The organism is Phytohabitans sp. LZ39, from assembly GCF_059359075.1.
Window position 1 is genome coordinate 397,463 of the sequence record NZ_JCADBM010000001.1, and the last position, 16,183, is coordinate 413,645.

The 16,183-nt window shown below is 71.4% G+C and carries 14 protein-coding genes; 2 read left to right on the forward strand and 12 right to left on the reverse strand.

Annotation, left to right across the window (positions count from 1 at the left end; all coding sequences use genetic code 11):
• Positions 1 to 23 precede the first annotated feature (23 nt).
• On the forward strand, positions 24 to 992 hold the full coding sequence (locus AC5L36_RS01830) for a glutamate ABC transporter substrate-binding protein (protein ID WP_441215945.1): 969 nt from the start codon (positions 24 to 26) through the stop codon (positions 990 to 992).
• Between the two features lie 893 nt (positions 993 to 1,885).
• Here AC5L36_RS01830 and AC5L36_RS01835 read toward each other — a convergent pair.
• From AC5L36_RS01835 to AC5L36_RS01875, 9 genes are all read right to left on the reverse strand, one after another.
• Positions 1,886 to 3,535: an ABC transporter permease gene (locus AC5L36_RS01835; RefSeq protein WP_441215944.1), complete on the reverse strand. Its 1,650-nt coding sequence runs from the start codon at positions 3,533 to 3,535 to the stop codon at positions 1,886 to 1,888.
• Positions 3,526 to 4,287: an ABC transporter ATP-binding protein gene (locus AC5L36_RS01840; protein ID WP_441215943.1), complete on the reverse strand. Its 762-nt coding sequence runs from the start codon at positions 4,285 to 4,287 to the stop codon at positions 3,526 to 3,528. Before AC5L36_RS01840 ends, AC5L36_RS01835 begins: the two co-directional genes overlap by 10 nt.
• Positions 4,288 to 4,303: 16 nt before the next feature.
• A complete protein-coding gene (locus tag AC5L36_RS01845) occupies positions 4,304 to 5,743 on the reverse strand; it encodes a DUF4153 domain-containing protein (protein ID WP_441215942.1) in 1,440 nt (479 codons plus the stop codon).
• 216 nt (positions 5,744 to 5,959) lie between these two features.
• Positions 5,960 to 6,991 (reverse strand): HAMP domain-containing sensor histidine kinase, encoded by a 1,032-nt coding sequence (locus AC5L36_RS01850; RefSeq protein WP_441215941.1) that lies wholly within the window; start codon positions 6,989 to 6,991, stop codon positions 5,960 to 5,962.
• Positions 6,988 to 7,674 (reverse strand): response regulator transcription factor, encoded by a 687-nt coding sequence (locus tag AC5L36_RS01855; protein WP_441215940.1) that lies wholly within the window; start codon positions 7,672 to 7,674, stop codon positions 6,988 to 6,990. Before AC5L36_RS01855 ends, AC5L36_RS01850 begins: the two co-directional genes overlap by 4 nt.
• A gap of 69 nt (positions 7,675 to 7,743) precedes the next feature.
• Positions 7,744 to 9,405 (reverse strand): sodium/solute symporter, encoded by a 1,662-nt coding sequence (locus AC5L36_RS01860; protein WP_441215939.1) that lies wholly within the window; start codon positions 9,403 to 9,405, stop codon positions 7,744 to 7,746.
• On the reverse strand, positions 9,405 to 9,797 hold the full coding sequence (locus AC5L36_RS01865; protein ID WP_441215938.1) for a DUF485 domain-containing protein: 393 nt from the start codon (positions 9,795 to 9,797) through the stop codon (positions 9,405 to 9,407). Before AC5L36_RS01865 ends, AC5L36_RS01860 begins: the two co-directional genes overlap by 1 nt.
• A gap of 42 nt (positions 9,798 to 9,839) precedes the next feature.
• Positions 9,840 to 11,090, reverse strand: a complete 1,251-nt coding sequence (locus AC5L36_RS01870) for a hypothetical protein (protein ID WP_441215937.1) — start codon at positions 11,088 to 11,090, stop codon at positions 9,840 to 9,842.
• Positions 11,087 to 11,596 (reverse strand): SigE family RNA polymerase sigma factor, encoded by a 510-nt coding sequence (locus tag AC5L36_RS01875; RefSeq protein WP_441215936.1) that lies wholly within the window; start codon positions 11,594 to 11,596, stop codon positions 11,087 to 11,089. The genes AC5L36_RS01870 and AC5L36_RS01875 overlap by 4 nt, the downstream gene beginning before the upstream one ends.
• An 80-nt stretch (positions 11,597 to 11,676) precedes the next feature.
• Here AC5L36_RS01875 and AC5L36_RS01880 point away from each other — a divergent pair, with 80 nt between their 5' ends.
• Positions 11,677 to 12,276, forward strand: coding sequence for a Uma2 family endonuclease (locus AC5L36_RS01880; protein ID WP_441215935.1), 600 nt, complete (start codon positions 11,677 to 11,679; stop codon positions 12,274 to 12,276).
• Here AC5L36_RS01880 and AC5L36_RS01885 read toward each other — a convergent pair.
• The 3 genes from AC5L36_RS01885 to AC5L36_RS01895 all read right to left on the reverse strand — a co-directional run bounded on the left by AC5L36_RS01885 (position 12,273) and on the right by AC5L36_RS01895 (position 15,990).
• Positions 12,273 to 13,028, reverse strand: coding sequence for a LytR/AlgR family response regulator transcription factor (locus AC5L36_RS01885; protein WP_441215934.1), 756 nt, complete (start codon positions 13,026 to 13,028; stop codon positions 12,273 to 12,275). The genes AC5L36_RS01880 and AC5L36_RS01885 overlap by 4 nt on opposite strands.
• Positions 13,025 to 14,233 carry a histidine kinase gene (locus AC5L36_RS01890; RefSeq protein ID WP_441215933.1) on the reverse strand — a complete coding sequence of 403 codons (1,209 nt, stop codon included), beginning with the start codon at positions 14,231 to 14,233 and terminating at the stop codon, positions 13,025 to 13,027. The genes AC5L36_RS01885 and AC5L36_RS01890 overlap by 4 nt, the downstream gene beginning before the upstream one ends.
• Before the next feature lie 251 nt (positions 14,234 to 14,484).
• Positions 14,485 to 15,990 (reverse strand): sugar transferase, encoded by a 1,506-nt coding sequence (locus tag AC5L36_RS01895; RefSeq protein WP_441215932.1) that lies wholly within the window; start codon positions 15,988 to 15,990, stop codon positions 14,485 to 14,487.
• Positions 15,991 to 16,183: the final 193 nt, after the last annotated feature.

Genomic DNA, 16,183 nt, shown 5'->3' on the forward strand with positions numbered 1-16,183 from the left:
CCCGTCCTCCTACCTTGCCGGCCATGAAGGCAAGGATCGGGGCGTCAGCGCTGGTGGTGGCGTTCCTCGCGGGTTGTGGATCGGGGCCGGCGGCCGTGCCGGTCGAGGAGCGACTGCCCCCGCCGCGCCCGGTCGGCGTCCAGGATCCCGCGCCGGAGACGAGCGGCTCGCCGGAAGAGGGCGGGTGTGACCCACGAGCCAGCTACCGGCCGCGCGGCGGCCTACCCGCCCCGGGCGCCATGCCCGCCGGCTCCGCGATGGCGAAGATCGCCGAGCGCGGCCACCTCGTCATCGGCGTCAGCCAGACCACCTACCTCTTCGGCTACCGCGATCCCGACTCGGGGCAGCTCGTGGGCGTCGACATCGACATCGCCAGGGAGATCTCCAAGGCGCTCTTCGGCGACCCCAACAAGATCCGCTTCCGCTCGATGGCCGCCGCCGAGCGCATCCCGGCGATCAAGGCCGGCGAGGTCGACATGATCATCCGGACCACGTCGATGAACTGCGAGCGGTGGCGCGAGGTCGCCTTCTCCACCTCTTACTACGAGGCACAGCAGCGGGTGCTCGTGCGCGGCGACTCGAAGGTACGCGGCATCCAGGACCTGGGCGGCAAGAAGGTCTGCGCCGCGGCCGGCAGCTCCGACATTGCCAACATCGCCGGCGCGCCATCCAAGCCGATCCCGGTCGCCGCCGTCGAGGTGCTCGACTGCCTGGTGCTGCTCCAGCAGGGCCAGGTCGACGCCATCTCCAACGACGACGCCCAGCTGGCCGGCTTCGTCGCGCAGGACCCCACGACCCGCGTGGTCGGTCCGGCGATCCGGGTCGAGCCGTACGGCATCATGATGTCCCAGTCCACAGTGGATCTCATCCGCTTCGTCAACGGGGTGCTCGACCGCATGCGCTCCGACGGCAGGCTGACCGCGATCTACCAGAGGTGGCTCACCTCACTCGGCGACGTGCCGACTCCGCCGCGGGCTGTTTACCGCGATTGATTTGAGCTACCGCGGCTTACCGCGATTGATTTGAGCTACCGCGGCGTCCGTCGTGGTCGCGGTCCGTTGCTCCCGCGGCCTCACCCGTTCGCTGTGTGTTGCGCTTACCCCTTTGACCGCCTCTGGCAGGAGCGCTCCGACCATCAGGATGGCAGGCGAGTGGTGCTGGTCGGTCGCTTGAGCTTTCGTTGCGCCGAGTAACCGGTGCGGCGGTGTGAGCCGCCCTCGGGTCGAGATAGCTTGTCCGCTTGCTCTGCGGGTTCGGCTTCGCTTGTGGTTGCGGTTAGTGCGGGGCCTCGGGCTCCGGCCGGGCCGTCCCGGCTTGTTCACCCTTCTTGCTGGGTGGCACGGCTCGGGCTTCGCCCGCTGGCTGCGGCAAGAGGCGGGGCCGGCCGAAGGGGCCATGACCGGTTTCAGCCGACTACTTGCAGGCAGATCTCTCCAGGTCCGCGTCAGCGGTGAACCGTAAGTTCCCGGCGGGCAAGGGTCCGGTCTGGCCATCGGGCTATCAGTTACACGGCGTCACCGGCCGGGATCGGGGGCTTTGAGATCTAGGACAGTTAGGGTTGAAATGGCGCCCTAACTCTCCAAAGATCTCGAATCTTGTGCCGCTCGCGCCGTTGCGGCGGTTACTCGCGGCGACGAAGCCCCGGTTGTTGGCGGGATCGTCGATCCGAGAGCAGACATTGTGGACAGGGACGACCGCGGCCCAGCGGCGGATGGGGTGAAGCCGCGGCTGCGGCGGTCCGGCTACGTTTACGGGCCCACGGTGGCAGCGGCATTCTGCCCCTTTGACCTTCGCGGTCCTTGGGGTTGGTTGTGTGACGCGGAGGGTTAGGCCGCGGGAGCAGCGGTCCGGACCAGCGCGGACGTCGCGGTAGCTCGGATCTGTCTCAGCGGTTTGGGGTGATCGTCTGGAGGAGTTCGGGCATCTGGCGGTCGAGCATGTCGCCGACCATGTAGGTGCCCAGCCAGGCCGCGCCCGCGCCGTACGCGAGGCCGATCGGTGCGGCCAGCCACAGCCAGGCCGGCGCGTCGCCGGCGAGGGCGGTGACCACCACGATCGGGATCGACACGGCCGCGGCGCCGATCAGCCCGAGGATGCTGAGCAGGCTCTTCGCCACGCCGGAGCCGGTGTTGATCGCGAACGGGTTGGACGTCTCGGGTAGTGCGTACGCGCCGTGCAGTGACACGAAGAGGTTGACCGCCAGCCCCGAGCCGTACGCGGCGGCGAGCGAGCCGATCATCACGCCGATCCAGGACGGCTCGCGCAGGAACACGGCCACGATCGCGGCGATCACGAGCAGCAGCGGCCCGAGGTACGTGGTGAACGCGGTCAGCCGTGCGCGCAGCTCGACCGCGCCTGGTACGCCGGCCACCACGTTCGCCGCGTAGGCGCTGCCGTCGTAGCCGAACTGGTTGGCCAGCGTGGCGGCGCCCAGAACGCCGACGAAGACCATGATCAAGCTGATGACGACCGGGTGGGCGCTGCCGGAGCTCAGGCCGCCGGAGCCGATGTTGACCATCACGGGCATGATCACGCCGATCACCGCGAACGTGATGAGGCCGGCCCGCCGGCGCGCGTCTCGCCACCAGTAGCGGGCCTCGCGGGCGACCAGCGCGCCGTATCGGGTGCGCGGCAGCCACGGCATGCTCCGCGGGAAGAGCTGCGCCACCGCGGAGGCTCCCGCGGGGACGGCGGTGCGGGCCGGGCCGGCGTTTTCGGCGCCGACCATCGCCGACTCCAGCGTCCGCGACCACCACCACAGCAGCAGGGCGATGGTCGCGGCCGTGATGAGGAGCTTCAGTGGGGCGGCCCACGCGCGCCCCTCCGCGATGTCGACGCCTACCGTGTACGGCGCAGCGAGCGGGGTCCAGCCCAGCACGCGGGCCGGGCCGCGCAGCCGCTCCCAGTCCGCGTTTTCGGCCAGGGCCATCGCGCCGATCTGCACCGGGCCGAGCAGTGCGGCCAGGCAGGCGAGCAGGATCGCGGCGAGGTCGCGTACCTTGCGGGAGCGCAGCATCGTGGCGAACGCGCTGGTCACCGCCCGGCTTGCCGCGACGCAGAGGAGCAGGCCGGCGGCGACGCCCAAGGCCTGCACCAGGGCCGCGCTCCACCCGCCGAGCAGGGCGGCCGTGATGACGAGCCCGGTCGTCGCCACGGCCGCGGCGAACGCGGGGATGCCGACCAGCGCCGCGGCGAGCAAGCCGGTGACGAGCGTGCGGCGGCGCACCGGCAGCAGCGCGAACCGCGCCGGGTCGAGCGTCTCGTCGACGCCGAAGAGGATCAGCGGCAGGAGCACCCAGCTGACCACGAGCACCGCGCCGCCCAGTGCCGAGGCAAGCACCGCCGCGTCGAGGTCGCCGGCGAGGCCGGGCGCGGCGAGCAGGAGCAGGGCGGTCACCGACCACCACAGCCCGACGACCAGGCCGATCATGAAGAGCGCGATGCGCCACCCCTTGCCGCGCATGTTGTTGGCCATCACGCGCAGCTTGAGCCGGATGAAGAGGGTCACCGGCGGCTGGTGCTGGTCTAGAGCCACGCCAGCTCCTCACCCGTCGACGTACGTCCGCCGACCACCTCGACGAACACGTCCTCCAGCGACCTGTCGCCGCGTACCTCGCTGAGCGTGCCGACCCGCTTGATCGCGCCCTCGGCCATGATCGCGACGTGCGTGCAGAGGCGCTCGACGACCTCCATCACGTGGCTGGAGAAGATGACCGTGCCGCCACCCGCCACGTACCGCTGGAGGATGTCGCGGATCAGCGCCGCCGACACCGGGTCGACCGCCTCGAACGGCTCGTCGAGCACGAGCAGCCTGGGCGCGTGCAGCAGCGCGCAGGCGAGGCCGATCTTCTTCTTCATGCCGGCCGAGTAGTCGACCACCAGCGTGCGGCCGGCGTCCGCCAGCGCGAGCACGTCGAGCAGCTCCCGCGCCCGCTGGTCGACCACCGCGGGGTCCATCCCGCGGAGCAGCCCGTGGTAGGCGAGCAGCTCGGCGCCGCTCAGCCGGTCGAAGAGCCGCACCCCGTCGGGCAGCACACCGAGCAGCGCCTTGGCCCGCACCGGATCGGACCACACGTCGTGCCCCTGCACCCAGGCCGTACCGGCGTCCGGCCGCAGCAGGCCAACCGCCATGGAGAGCGTGGTGGTCTTGCCGGCGCCGTTGGGGCCGAGCAGCCCGTAGAAGGAGCCGGCCGGCACGTCGAGGTCGACGCCGGCCACGGCCACCTTCGCGTCGAACCGCTTGACCAGCCCCCGGACCGCCAGCGCGGCATGCTCAACAGTCGTCACTTACCCGACGGTAGTCCTACCAGTAAACGCGGATCGGGCCGCAAGACTCAGTCCACTGGTACGACGTGGTGGGCTCGTCGCCGAGGGCGTGGCGGGCCCGGTCGGCGCCGATGTTCCAGCCGCGCCAGTCGTGCTTTGCCGCCAGGTCGCGGGCCACGTCGCCGAGCGCGCAGGAGCGCAGGGTGGCGGGTAGCCGGTCCAGCGCCGGCACCGCGTCGGCGGAGAGCCCGGACAGGTACGCCACGTCGATCTTGCCGGTGTCCTCGTAGCGGGTGACGTTGCGGTCGGCGATGAAGTGGTCCGGGTTGAGCATCGCCAGGCCGATCAACGCCGCCACGCCACTGCCGATCGCGGCCTGCGGGAGCCAGCCCGCGCGCAGCCGCACACCCGCCGCCAGCACCATCACCAGCACCGAGCCGAGCCACAGCTCGCAGGCGCTGACCAGCACGCGCAGGCGGGTGAAGCCGTACGCCTCCTCGTACGTGTGCATCCGGAAGAGCGCGGACGCGACGATCACCAGGCACAGCGCGGCCAGCCCGCCGAGCAGGACGCGGATCATCAGCCGGTCGCGGGGGTTGTCGCGCGGTGCCCACCGGGCGGCCAGCGCGAGTATGCCGAGCGTCAGCGCGGTCACCACGAGGAGCTGCCAGAAGCCGCGCCGCGCGTACTCGGCGTAGGTCAGGCCGGCGGTGCTCAACACGTGCTCCGCGCCACCGAAGAGCACGGTGAGCTGCACCGCCACGAACGCGATGAACACCGCGTTGAGCGCGATCAGCGGGACTGTCCACTCCAGACGGCGCAGGCGCGCCTTGGCCGGGCGCTCCAACCCGTCGAGGCGCGGCGGGGCGGCGAGCAGGTAGGCCCCGCCGAGCAGCGCCAGGGTGGCGAAGACGAACACGAACACCCAGCGGACCACCGTGTCCACGCTGAGCTCCGGCGTCACGCGGCCGGCCAGCTCGGCGAAGGCCGCGTCCGCGGAGGCGAAGAGCCCGCCGAAGACGAGCAGGAGCAGCAGTGATACGCCGATGGTCGCGGCGGTCCGGGCGGACGGGCCGCCGCGGTGCCGGCTGGCGACCACCTTGGCGCCGTGGGTGATCCAGGGCATGCTGCGCAGTGCCGCGACCGGCACGGCCACCGAGGTGACGACCAGCGCGGGCAGGCTACGGCCGGCGGTGACCGCGAGCGAGGCGGTCACGGCGGCGGTGAGCAGGCAGAGGACGAATAGCCAGCCGGCCGCGCGAACCGTGCCGACGCTGAGCAGTGCGAGCGTCGCGACCGTCCACAGTGGCCGGATGGTGCCGGGGACGGTCGCCGGCCGCACCGCCGGACCCCGGCCGACCGGGCCGCCATCCGCCCAGCCGCGCATCGACAGCGTGGTCAGCGCCGCCGCGCCGGCCATCCCGGCGACCGCCCACCCGACGCCCGGCCGGTCCAGTGGCACGCTCGCGGCTGCCACCAGACCGGCCATCCCCGTGGCGCCAAGTGCGATCGCGTCGGCCGGTCTGGACGGACCCGGCCAGCGGCGTTCGAGTGATGTGGGCGGGCGCGGGCCATACACCGGCACAAATGGGCGCGCCGCGGGTGGGCTCTGTATCGCCATCGTTCCTCCTCGTTTTCGGGCAGGGTCCATCCGCCCGGCGCGGTGCGCAAGGGCTTGTGCGTGCCGGAAAAATCAGGCGGGCGTCGGGATCGTGACCCGGATGCGGCAGCCGCTCTTCGCCTCCACGGGCGGGTCGAGCGCCGCGATAGTGCCACCGTGCAGCTCGACCACCCATCGGGCGATGGCAAGCCCGAGGCCGGTGCCCCCGTCGGTGCCCGCCCGCTCGCCGCGGGTGAACCGCTCGAACACCCGGGCCCGCTGGTCGCGTGGGATGCCGTCGCCCTCGTCGAGCACGTCGAAGCGGCAGTGGTCGGCAGAGGGGCGGGCGGTCACGAGCACGGTGCCGCCGGGCGGGCTGTGGCGGGCCGCGTTGTCGAGCAGGTTGGCGAAGACCTGCCGTAGCCGGTCGGGATCCGCCCGGACGCTGCCGGCCGCTTCGGGTACGAGCACCCGGAAGTCGACCTGGCGCCCCGCGCCGGCGGCGGTCACCGCGGCCTCGCGCACCACCTCGTCCAGGAAGTCGGCGATGTCGAGGTCGACCCGGTCGAGCGGCACCACGCCGGCGTCCAGCCGGGAGAGGTCGAGCAGCTCGGTGACCAACCGGCCGAGCCGCTCGGACTGGGCCAGCGCGGTGCGCAGCGCGGCCGGGTTGGGCTGCGCGACGCCGTCGACGAGGTTTTCCAGCAGGCTCTGGAGGGCGGTGATGGGTGTGCGCAGCTCGTGCGAGACGTTCGCGATGAGCTCGCGGCGCTGCCGGTCGGCGGCGGCGAGGTCGGCGGCCATCTGGTTGAACGCCCGCGCCAGCTCGCCCACCTCGTCGCGCGAGGTGGCGCGCACCCGCCGCGTGTAGTCACCGCGCGCCATCGACCGCGCCGCGGCGGTCATCTCGCGCAGCGGCGAGGTCATGCCGTGGGCAAGGATCTGCGAGGTCACCAGCGCGACGACGATGGCGGTGATGGACGTCCGGTACGCGATCCACCCGATGCCCAGCCGAAACACCACAAGCCCGGCAAACCCCGAGGCCACCAGCAGGATGCCCAGCTTGAGCTTGATCGACCGCACCGGGTCGAGCGGCCGGGGGAGCAGGTCCAGCAATGTGGTCATGGTGCAACCTCCAGCGCGTATCCGACCCCGTGCACCGTGCGGATGAGGTCGCCGCCCAGCTTGCGGCGCAACGCTTTGACGTGGCTGTCGACGGTACGGGTGCCGCCCGCCGCCGCCCACCCCCACACGTCGGCGAGCAGCTGCGCGCGGGGGAGCACCGTGCGCGGCCGCCCGGCCAGGTGCACCAGCAGGTCGAACTCGGTCGGCGTCAAATGCGCCTCGACCCCACCCCGCCGCACCCGCCGCTCCGCCTGGTTGATCTCCAGGTCACCCAGCCGGATCATCGGTGCGTCCTCCCGTGCCGCGGTGGCCGCCCGCTCGAAGCGCCGCAGCAGGGCGTGCACGCGCGCGGACAGCTCGCGCATGGAGAACGGCTTGGTCAGGTAGTCGTCGGCACCCACCGCGAGCCCGACGAGCAGGTCGGTCTCGTCGTCGCGCGCGGTGAGCATCAGCACGGGCACCGGCCGCTCCGCCTGGATCCGCCGGCACACCTCCAGCCCGTCGAAGCCGGGCAGCATCACGTCGAGCACGACGAGGTCGGGCCGCATCTGAGCGGCCGCCTCCACAGCACCGGGCCCGTCGCCCGCGATCCGCACGGTGAAACCTTCGGCCCGCAGCCGTGCGGCGACGGAGTCGGCGATCGTCCGCTCGTCCTCCACCACCAAGACCCGACGCTCGCTCATGTCCGGCACTCTATGCACCGACGATGGAGACCTCCCGCGCGAGTTGTGAACAACCTGTGGAGAACCCCGTCAGAGGCGTAGCGATTCGGGCGCGTGCAGGCGGAGCATCGTCGTGCCCACGTCGGGTGGCGTGCGGCGGCGGGTGGCCAGGGAAACCGCCACCATCACCGCGAACGCCAACGGCACCGTCCACGCCGCCGGCTGGGCGATCAGCGCGGCCGCCCACCCGTGGAGCGGCGGACCGAGGATGGTGACCAGCACCGCGCCCACCGCCGCCCCGCCGCCGACCAGGATGCCGGCGGCCGCGCCCAGGTCGGTGAGGCGCCGCCACCAGATGCCGAGCACGAGCAGCGGGCAGAAGCTTGACGCGGCCACCGCGAAGGCCAGGCCCACCACCTGCGAGACGTCGAGGCTGGCGACGTTGAGCGCAAGCACCACCGGGACCAGGCCGGCCACCAGGGCCGCCACCCGGAAGTCGCGCACGGAGCCGCGCTGGCCGGGACCGCGGTCGCTGGCGTGCGCCAGCACGTCGGTCGAGATGACACCGGCGACGCTGGTCAGCAGGCCCGAGCTCGACGACAGAAACGCGGCGAACGCGCCCGCCGCCACGAGCGCGGCAAGCATCTGTCCGAGTACGCCGTCGCCGACGACCGCGGACGGAAGCAGCAGCACGACCGCGTCGGTGTCACCGGTCATCATCAGCTGCGGGGTATAGACGCGGCCGAGTACGCCGTACAGCGTGGGTAAGAAATAGAAGAGCCCGACCAGCGCGAGCACCACAAGCGTCGTGCGCCGTGCGGCGGCGCCGTTGGGGTTGGTGTAGAAGCGCACGAGCACGTGCGGCAGCCCCATCGTGCCGAGAAACGTCGCGAGGATCAGGCTGTAGGTGCCGAAGAGCCCGCCCGCGTCGTTTCCGGGCAGCAGCCAGTCCATGTCCCGGGCTATGTCCACACCGGACACATGCGGCACCCGTTCACCGGCCTGAAATGTCAGCTCCTCACCGGGCTGTACCTCCCTTGTGGAGCCGTCGGGAAGGCTGAGGGTCGCGGGGTGGTCGACCACGACGGTGGTCGCGGTGGGGAAGGTGAGGCCGTCCGGCGGCGTCACCGGCGGACGGCCGTCCGCCTGCCAGTGCAAAACCAGGAACATCGCGGGTACAGCCAGCGCGGTGAGCTTCAGCCAATACTGGAACGCCTGCACGAACGTGATCGCGCGCATGCCGCCGAGCGCCACGTTGGCGGTGACGACGGCGCCGACGAGGAGCGCGCCGAGCTCGTAGGGGCCACCGGTGACGGTGGTGAGCGTCAGCCCGGCGCCCTGGAGCTGCGGCACGAGGTAGAGCCACCCGATGAAGACCACGAACGCGGTGGCGAGCTTGCGCAGGCCGCGCGAGTGCAGCCGCAGCTCGCAGAAGTCCGGCAGCGTGAACGCGCCCGACCGGCGCAGCGGCGCGGCGACGAAGAGCAGCAGCGCGAGATAGCCGGCGGCGAAGCCAACGGGATACCAGAGGACGTCGACGCCGTACTTGAGGATCAGGCCCGCCACGCCCAGAAACGACGCGGCCGACAGGTACTCGCCGCCGATCGCCGCCGCGTTCCAGGTGGGGCTGACCACGCGCGAGGCGACCAGGAAATCGGACGTGGTGCGGGCCAGCTTGAGGCCGTAGAAGCCGATCGCCAGCGTGACGAGCGTGACCGCGACGATCGCGGGAACGGTGTAGGGGTTGCCCATCAGCGTTCCGGCCGGCGGACCACGGCGGTGAAGTCCTGCTCGTTGCGCTCGGCGAGGTAGACGTACGTCCAGCCCACCGCGACGAGGAACGGAAACGCGCCGACGCCGAGCAGCAGCCACGGCAGGCTGATGCCGAGGACCTTCACGGTGCTGATGGTCGGCGCGACCGCGAAGAGCAGCGGCAGCGCGCCGAGCCCGATCGCCACCACCACCGACAGCCGCAGCGCGAGGGCGAGCTGGGCCCGCACGAGCCCACGCACCAGGGCGTCGCCGACCTGGGTCTGCTCGGTGAGCTCGGCCCGGGCGCGGTCGTGGGCGTGGCGGCGCACCACGTCGGCCAGCACGATCCTGGTCCGCTGTGGCGCGCCGGCGCCGGTGGTGGGCTCCTCCATGTCCGGCAGTCTCACCCACCACCGGCCGATGTCAAGCTCCGGCTACCCGATCGCCGCCAGATCGAGTACGCGGACAGACCCGTCGGCCGCCCGCCACTGGAAGATCGAGTCTTCGTATCCGTAGGAGATCCCCTCCGACCCCGATGGGGCGGTGACGCCGGCCGCCTTGCCGTCGACAAGGTCCCAGACGTACCAGAGGATCCCGCGGGCGGTTTGTACCGTGCCGACGCTGAATCTGCCGGCCATCGCGGGGCTGGCGTTGAAGCCGTCTTTCGGGTAGGGCAGCTCGCGGAGGCCGGTCCCGTCCAGGCGCTGCACGAAGTACTTGCCACCCTGGGTGGTGCCGGTGCAGATCTCCGGGGCGCAGATGACCTTCCGGGCGTTCTCGTGCGCGACCCACGGCCGCCGCTCGCCGGTCTCCACGTCCCACAGCACGCCCCTGCTCGGCGTGGACTCGTCCTCGGCGACGAAGTGCCTGGTCGTGTCCGCCCACGGCGACAGGCCGAACAGCCGGTATCCGTCGCTGTCCGGCACGCGCTGCGGCGTGCCGCCGGTGACCGGCAGGCGGTAGATCGCGGCACTTTCCTCGCCGACGAGGCCGGCCTCGTCCCAGTAGAGCGAGTCGCCGAGGACGCCGATGAGTGGAGGACTGGAGCCGTGGTCGGGTACCGTCGCGATCTTCTTGGGGTCGCCTGTGCCATCCAGCCGCGCGGTCCAGATCTCCGCGTGCCATCGCTTGCCGTTGTCGACCCCGGCCGTCCCGAACCACACGGCGTAGTCGCCGACGGCCGCGGTCCAGTCGGTCGACGACGAGTCCGGACGGGTCCGCATCTGCTCGGTGCCGAGAAAGATGACTTCGCCGGTCTCGGCGTTGAAGACGGATGGTGCGCTCGCGTTGGGCTTCCCCGTCCGCACCAGGTAGCGGTCGCCACCGAGGACGGCGAACACCTGGTAGTCGGACCCGTTCGGCAGCGTGGCCGGCAGCCGGTGCACCGCCTCCGACCAGACCTTGTCGGGCGCCTCAGCCGCTGCGAAGTCCGGCACTGTCCCCGACCAGTTCGAGCTGGCGAACGGGGGCGGCTCGTCGGTGGATCCCGCGCTCAGGTTGGCGACGGCGACCCCGCCCACCACCACGAGTACCGCGGCGCAGCCGGCCATCCCGGCGGTCCGGCGGTGCCTGCGGGCCCGCTGCCGGCGGCGTACACCGTCGAGGAAGCCCTCGTCCGGCTCAGGCGCGTGGTTGGCCGCGTCCGACAACGTGTAAGTCAGGTCCTCTTCCAGTTGGTGCGTCATCGTCCACTTCCTGCCTTCGTGTGCGCCGGTGCCCAGCTGGCGCGGAGCTTGTCCAGCGCACGGGCGGCCTGGCTGCGTACTGTGCCGCGCGCTATCCCCAGAAGCGCGGCGATCTCCTCGTCGGTGCGGTGCTCGTAGTAGCGGAGCACCAGCACGGCCCGCTGCCGGCGGGGCAGCGCGTCGAGCGCCCGCCACAGCCCAGCGTCACCCTCCGCGCGGTCCAGGCCCGGGTCGGCGTACCCACGATCCGGTGGCTCACCGACCAGCCGCTCCCGGCGCAGGCGGCGCCAGCGACTGATGTGCAGCCGGGCCATCGTCGTGCGGGCGTACCCCTCGGGGTCGTCCTTGCGCAGCACCCGCGACCAGGCCGAGCCGAGGCGCGCGAGCGCCTCCTGGGCCAGGTCGGCCGCGTCGTGCGGGTTGCCGGTCAGCACGTACCCGTAGCGGACGAGTGCGGCCGACCGCGCTCGGACGAAGTCTTCGAAAGCCTTGTCGGCGTCCTTCATGCCCACCTCCCTCGCCACCAGGGACGTGGCAGGACGAACCACTGTTGCACGGGACCTGTGGAAAACCTGACCTGTGGATAATGCTGTTTGGCCTGTGGATGACGCTTGGGGACAGAATGACCACCAGCCCTTTGATGAGGCACGAACCCGGAACGCCGTGGTCCATCGTCGATCTCAAGGCGTTACCCGACGACGACACCAACCGGTACGAGATCTATTGCGGCAGCCTTTTGGTAACGCCGCGCGGATACATGCCTCATGGCCTTGTCGTCAGCCGCCTTCATCGGCTTCTGCTTCGGCAGGCGCCCGGCGGCCTCATGGTCGGTGCCGGGTTGGGCGTCAGTGACAATGTCGCGTCCTACTTCATCCCTGCCCTGCTGGTGGTCCCGGAGACGGCACTGGCGGAAGACGGCGACGCCTTGCATCCCGCCGAGGTGCTTGTTGTGGTGGAGGTGCTATCACCTAGCAACGCTCGCTATGACCTGGTGGTAAAGCGCGACGAGTACGCGATCGCCGGCATTCCCCTCTACTGGATCGTCGATCCGAAGAAGCAGACCCTGACCGTGCTCGAGCTGGCCGACGACGGCACCTACCGGGATGCCGCTGTCGTCGAGCCGGGGCAGGTGTGGCGCACCGACACGCCGTTTCCGCTCGCCTTCGACCTGGCGGAGATCTTCTAGCGGTTCCAGTCCTGCTTGGCGGCGCGTACCAGCTTGTCCTTCAGCTCGCGGGTGTGGCGGCGAGAGACCGGCAGCTCGGTCTCGTCGACGACCACGACGTAGCCGGAGCCGGTCAGCCGGAGCTCGGCGATGAGCCGTAGCTGCACCAGATACGAGCGGTGGATCCGGACAAACCCGGCGTCTGCCCAGCGCTCGGCCAGCGTGGCCAGCGGCACGCGCACGAGGTGTGATCCGTCGGCCGTGTGCAGGCGGGCGTAGTCGCCCTGTGCCTCGACCCACCGCACCGCCGAGCGGGGCAGCATGCGGGTGGTGCCGGCGAGCTCGACCGGGATCGTCGGGTCTTCATCGGCGCGTGGCGCGGCGGTCGGGCCGGCCGGCACCACGCGTGAGCTGACCACCCGGCGCAGCGACTCGCCGATCCGTTCCGGCTGCACCGGCTTGCGTACGTAGTCGGTTACGCCCAGGTCGAAGGCGTCGACGGCCGCGTCGTCGTAGGCGGTCACGAACACGATCGCCGGCGGCCGGGCAAAGCGGCGCAGCACGCGGGCCAGCTCCATGCCGTCGAGGCCGGGCATGCGGATGTCGAGGAAGACGACGTCGACGTCGGTGTCGCGCAGGACGCGCAGCGCCTCGGTCGCGTCGGAGGCGGTGTGGAGGCGGCCGACGCGCGGGTCGGTGCGCAGCAGGTAGGCCAGCTCGTCGAGGGCCGGCGGCTCGTCGTCGACGGCCAGCACGCGCAGGAAGGCGTTCACGGGCTCGTCCGGACCGCGGGATGAAACTTCGGCACTCGCATGCTCACTTTCGTACCCGCCCCGAGCCCGGTTTCCACCACCAGACCGAACTGGTCGCCGAAGACGGAGCGGAGTCGCTCGTCCACGTTGGACAGTCCAACGTGGCCCGATTCGTGACTGTCGGCGGCCTCGGCGACGCCGGCGACCAGCACTGCCGGGTCCATGCCCACGCCGTCGTCTTCGACGGTGATGTGGCACTCGGCCCCGGCGTCGCGGGCCTCGATGCTCACCATACCCACGCCCGGCTTACGGGACAGGCCGTGCCGCACGGCGTTCTCCACCAGCGGCTGTAGGCAGAGGAACGGCAGGCCGACCGGCAGCACCTCGGGCGCGATCTGCAACCGCACCTGGAGGCGGTCGCCAAAGCGGGCCCGCTCGATCGTGAGGTACCGGTCGATGGAGCGCAGCTCCTCGGCGAGCGTGGTGAAGTCGCCGTGCGAGCGGAAGGAGTACCGGGTGAACTCGGCGAACTCCAGGATCAGCTCGCGCGCCCGCTCCGGGTCGGTACGGACAAAGGAGGCGATGGCGGACAGCGCGTTGTAGACGAAGTGCGGGCTGATCTGGGCGCGGAGGGCGCGTACCTCGGCGCGGGCGAGCATTTCCCGCGAGGAATCCAGCTCGGCGAGCGCGAGCTGAGCACCGGCCCAGCGGGCGGTCTCGAGCGTCGCCTGCACGAGCCCGGGCGCCGGCTGGTCGTCGGCGACCGCCACGAGCGCGCCCGGTGCCGAGCCGTCGGGGCCGGACATCGGCGCCACCACCGCGCCGCGCACCGGGCAGTCGACCCGGTCACAGGGCAGCTCGCCGAGCCCGAGCACGGTGGAGCGGCCGGCGGCGAGTGCCTTCCGGGACGCGGCGACGAGCTGAGCGGAGTGGTGGGTGCCGCGGCCGTCGAGCGCCAAAACGGCCTCGTCGTCGACGATCGCGAGCCCGGGCGCGCCGACCAGCGCGCGCAGGTGCCGGATCGCCTTCGCCGCGCTCGCCTGGCTGAGCCCGGTGCGCAGCGGATCGGCGGCCAGGCCGGCGGTGTGCAGCACGTCGTACGTGGCTCGCTGCGTCGCGGTCGCGATGCCGCGGCGGGCGCGCAGCCGGGCAACGGCCCAGACCGCCGCCACCAGCGCGCTGACCAGCGCGAGAACGGCGAGCGCCGCGGAGACGTTCGCACCCATGGGCAGATCATGGCACCTCGCGGTAACCCAAGAAGATTCGAGCTACCGCGATGGCCGTCGTGGTCGAGACCGTGGCACGGGGTGCTTCCCGCGGGCCTCCCCCCGTCCGCTGTTGGTCACGCGGTATGGGCTTGCACCGCGGACATGGCAGCGGAGGCCGGGGATCTCGGCTCGCTCCGCGAGCCGCCGGCCTCCGCGGTCTCCGGCGGGAGCAGCGGTCCGCGACTGACGCGGACCCGGGAAATCTGCCTTTAGTAAGCGCCCTTTCGGGCGAGGACGACCCCTACGGTGCGCCAGAGGATGCTCAGGTCATATGCGAGCGACCAGTTGTCCACGTAGTAGAGGTCGAGGCGCACGGCCTCGTCCCACGACAGGTCGGAGCGGCCGGACACCTGCCACAGGCCGGTGATGCCGGGGCGGACCAGCAGCCGCCGCCGCACGTCGCCGAGGAAGTCGCCGTCGTCGGCGGGGAGCGGTCGGGGACCGACGAGGGACATCTCGCCCCAGAGCACGTTGATCAGCTGGGGCAGCTCGTCGAGAGAGCTGGCCCGCAGGAAGCGCCCGACCGGGAAGACGCGCGGGTCATCCTTGATCTTGAAGAGCATGCCGTCGGTCTCGTTCTGGTCGACCAGCGAGGCGAGGCGATCTTCGGCGTCGACGTACATGGTCCGGAACTTCCAGACCCGGAACGTCCGGCCCTCGTGACCCACGCGCGGCTGCCGGAAGAACACCGGGCCGCGGTCGGACAGCTTGATGGCGAGCGCGATCGCCAGGAACACCGGGATCAGCACCAGCAACCCCAGGCCGGCCGCGACGCGGTCGAGCAGGTTTTTGGCCAGCCAGCCGATGCCGGAGAGCGTGGGCTCTTCCACGTGCAGCAGCGGCAGGCCCTCGATCGGCCGGATGTGTACCCGCGGGCCGGCGATGTCGGTGAGCTGTGGCGCCACAACGAGGTCGATGCCGGTGCCCTCGAGCTGCCAGGCCAGGCGGCGCAGCTCGCCCGGCTCGGCGCTGGCCGAGCCGCACACGGCGATCGTGTCGGCGCCGACCTCGCGGACCAGCGTCAGCACGTCGCGCCCGGAGTGCACCGGCACCGGCGTCTCGATGCCGCGCGCGGCCGCGTATCCGTCGGTGATGTGGATGGCGACCGGCACCAGGCCGGCGGACGGGCTGCGGGTGACCGCGGTGTAGACCTCCAGCGTCTCCGGCAGTGTGCCGATGAGCAGCATGCGGTGGCCGGCCTGGCCGGCGCGCTTGCGCACCTGGTGGAGGACGAACCGGGCGAAGTAACGAGCGATCAGGATGAGCAGCGTCGCGCCGACGAGCGCGGTGGCCACGGTGAGTCGGGAGAGGTCGGTCTTGGTGGCGAACGCGAGGAAGGACACGCTCGCCATGACCGTCACCGACGCGCGCACCACTCGTTTGAACTCATCGGTGCCGAGGCCGAGGTAGCGGCGGTCGTAGGCGCCGTTGGCCCAGAGCATGATGAGCCAACCGAGTGGCAGCAGCACGTACGCCACGGTCTTGAACCACGCCTCGTCGGCATCCTGGAAGCCGGAGACGGCCTGGTCGTACGCGCTGATGGAGATAAGGCTGGCCAGTGCGGCCGCCCCATAGTCGAGCAAAAGCAGCACCGCCGTGTACGGGCGGTGCCAGCGGGACGCGCGCCTGCGGGCGCGGGCCCACGCCGAGCGCGGCACACCGTTGTGCGATGGCGGCGTCGGCGCCTGAATCTCGAAGCTGTCGACGTGGCGCACAGTCCTGCTCCGGCCTGTGTTGGCTACCGGGCGTTGGAGGCTTGTCGTCACCTCACCTACGTCCTCCCGCTTTGCACGTGCCGCCCATGTGCCGTCAGGCTCGGGACTGACCACCGCATCAGTCTCCCATGGTCACCGCGGCGGATCGGTGACCGCAGAGACAATACGCCCCACCGTGATCGAATGGGACCAT

Excerpts from the sequence above, each read along its gene's own strand:
- AC5L36_RS01830 (WP_441215945.1), top strand. The coding sequence starts at position 24 with ATGAAGGCAAGGATCGGGGCGTCAGCGCTGGTGGTGGCGTTCCTCGCG.
- AC5L36_RS01850 (WP_441215941.1), bottom strand. The coding sequence starts at position 6,991 with ATGACCACATTGCTGGACCTGCTCCCCCGGCCGCTCGACCCGGTGCGG.
- AC5L36_RS01855 (WP_441215940.1), bottom strand. The coding sequence starts at position 7,674 with ATGAGCGAGCGTCGGGTCTTGGTGGTGGAGGACGAGCGGACGATCGCC.
- AC5L36_RS01860 (WP_441215939.1), bottom strand. The coding sequence starts at position 9,405 with ATGGGCAACCCCTACACCGTTCCCGCGATCGTCGCGGTCACGCTCGTC.
- AC5L36_RS01865 (WP_441215938.1), bottom strand. The coding sequence starts at position 9,797 with ATGGAGGAGCCCACCACCGGCGCCGGCGCGCCACAGCGGACCAGGATC.
- AC5L36_RS01870 (WP_441215937.1), bottom strand. The coding sequence starts at position 11,090 with ATGACGCACCAACTGGAAGAGGACCTGACTTACACGTTGTCGGACGCG.
- AC5L36_RS01875 (WP_441215936.1), bottom strand. The coding sequence starts at position 11,596 with ATGAAGGACGCCGACAAGGCTTTCGAAGACTTCGTCCGAGCGCGGTCG.
- AC5L36_RS01880 (WP_441215935.1), top strand. The coding sequence starts at position 11,677 with ATGCTGTTTGGCCTGTGGATGACGCTTGGGGACAGAATGACCACCAGC.
- AC5L36_RS01890 (WP_441215933.1), bottom strand. The coding sequence starts at position 14,233 with ATGGGTGCGAACGTCTCCGCGGCGCTCGCCGTTCTCGCGCTGGTCAGC.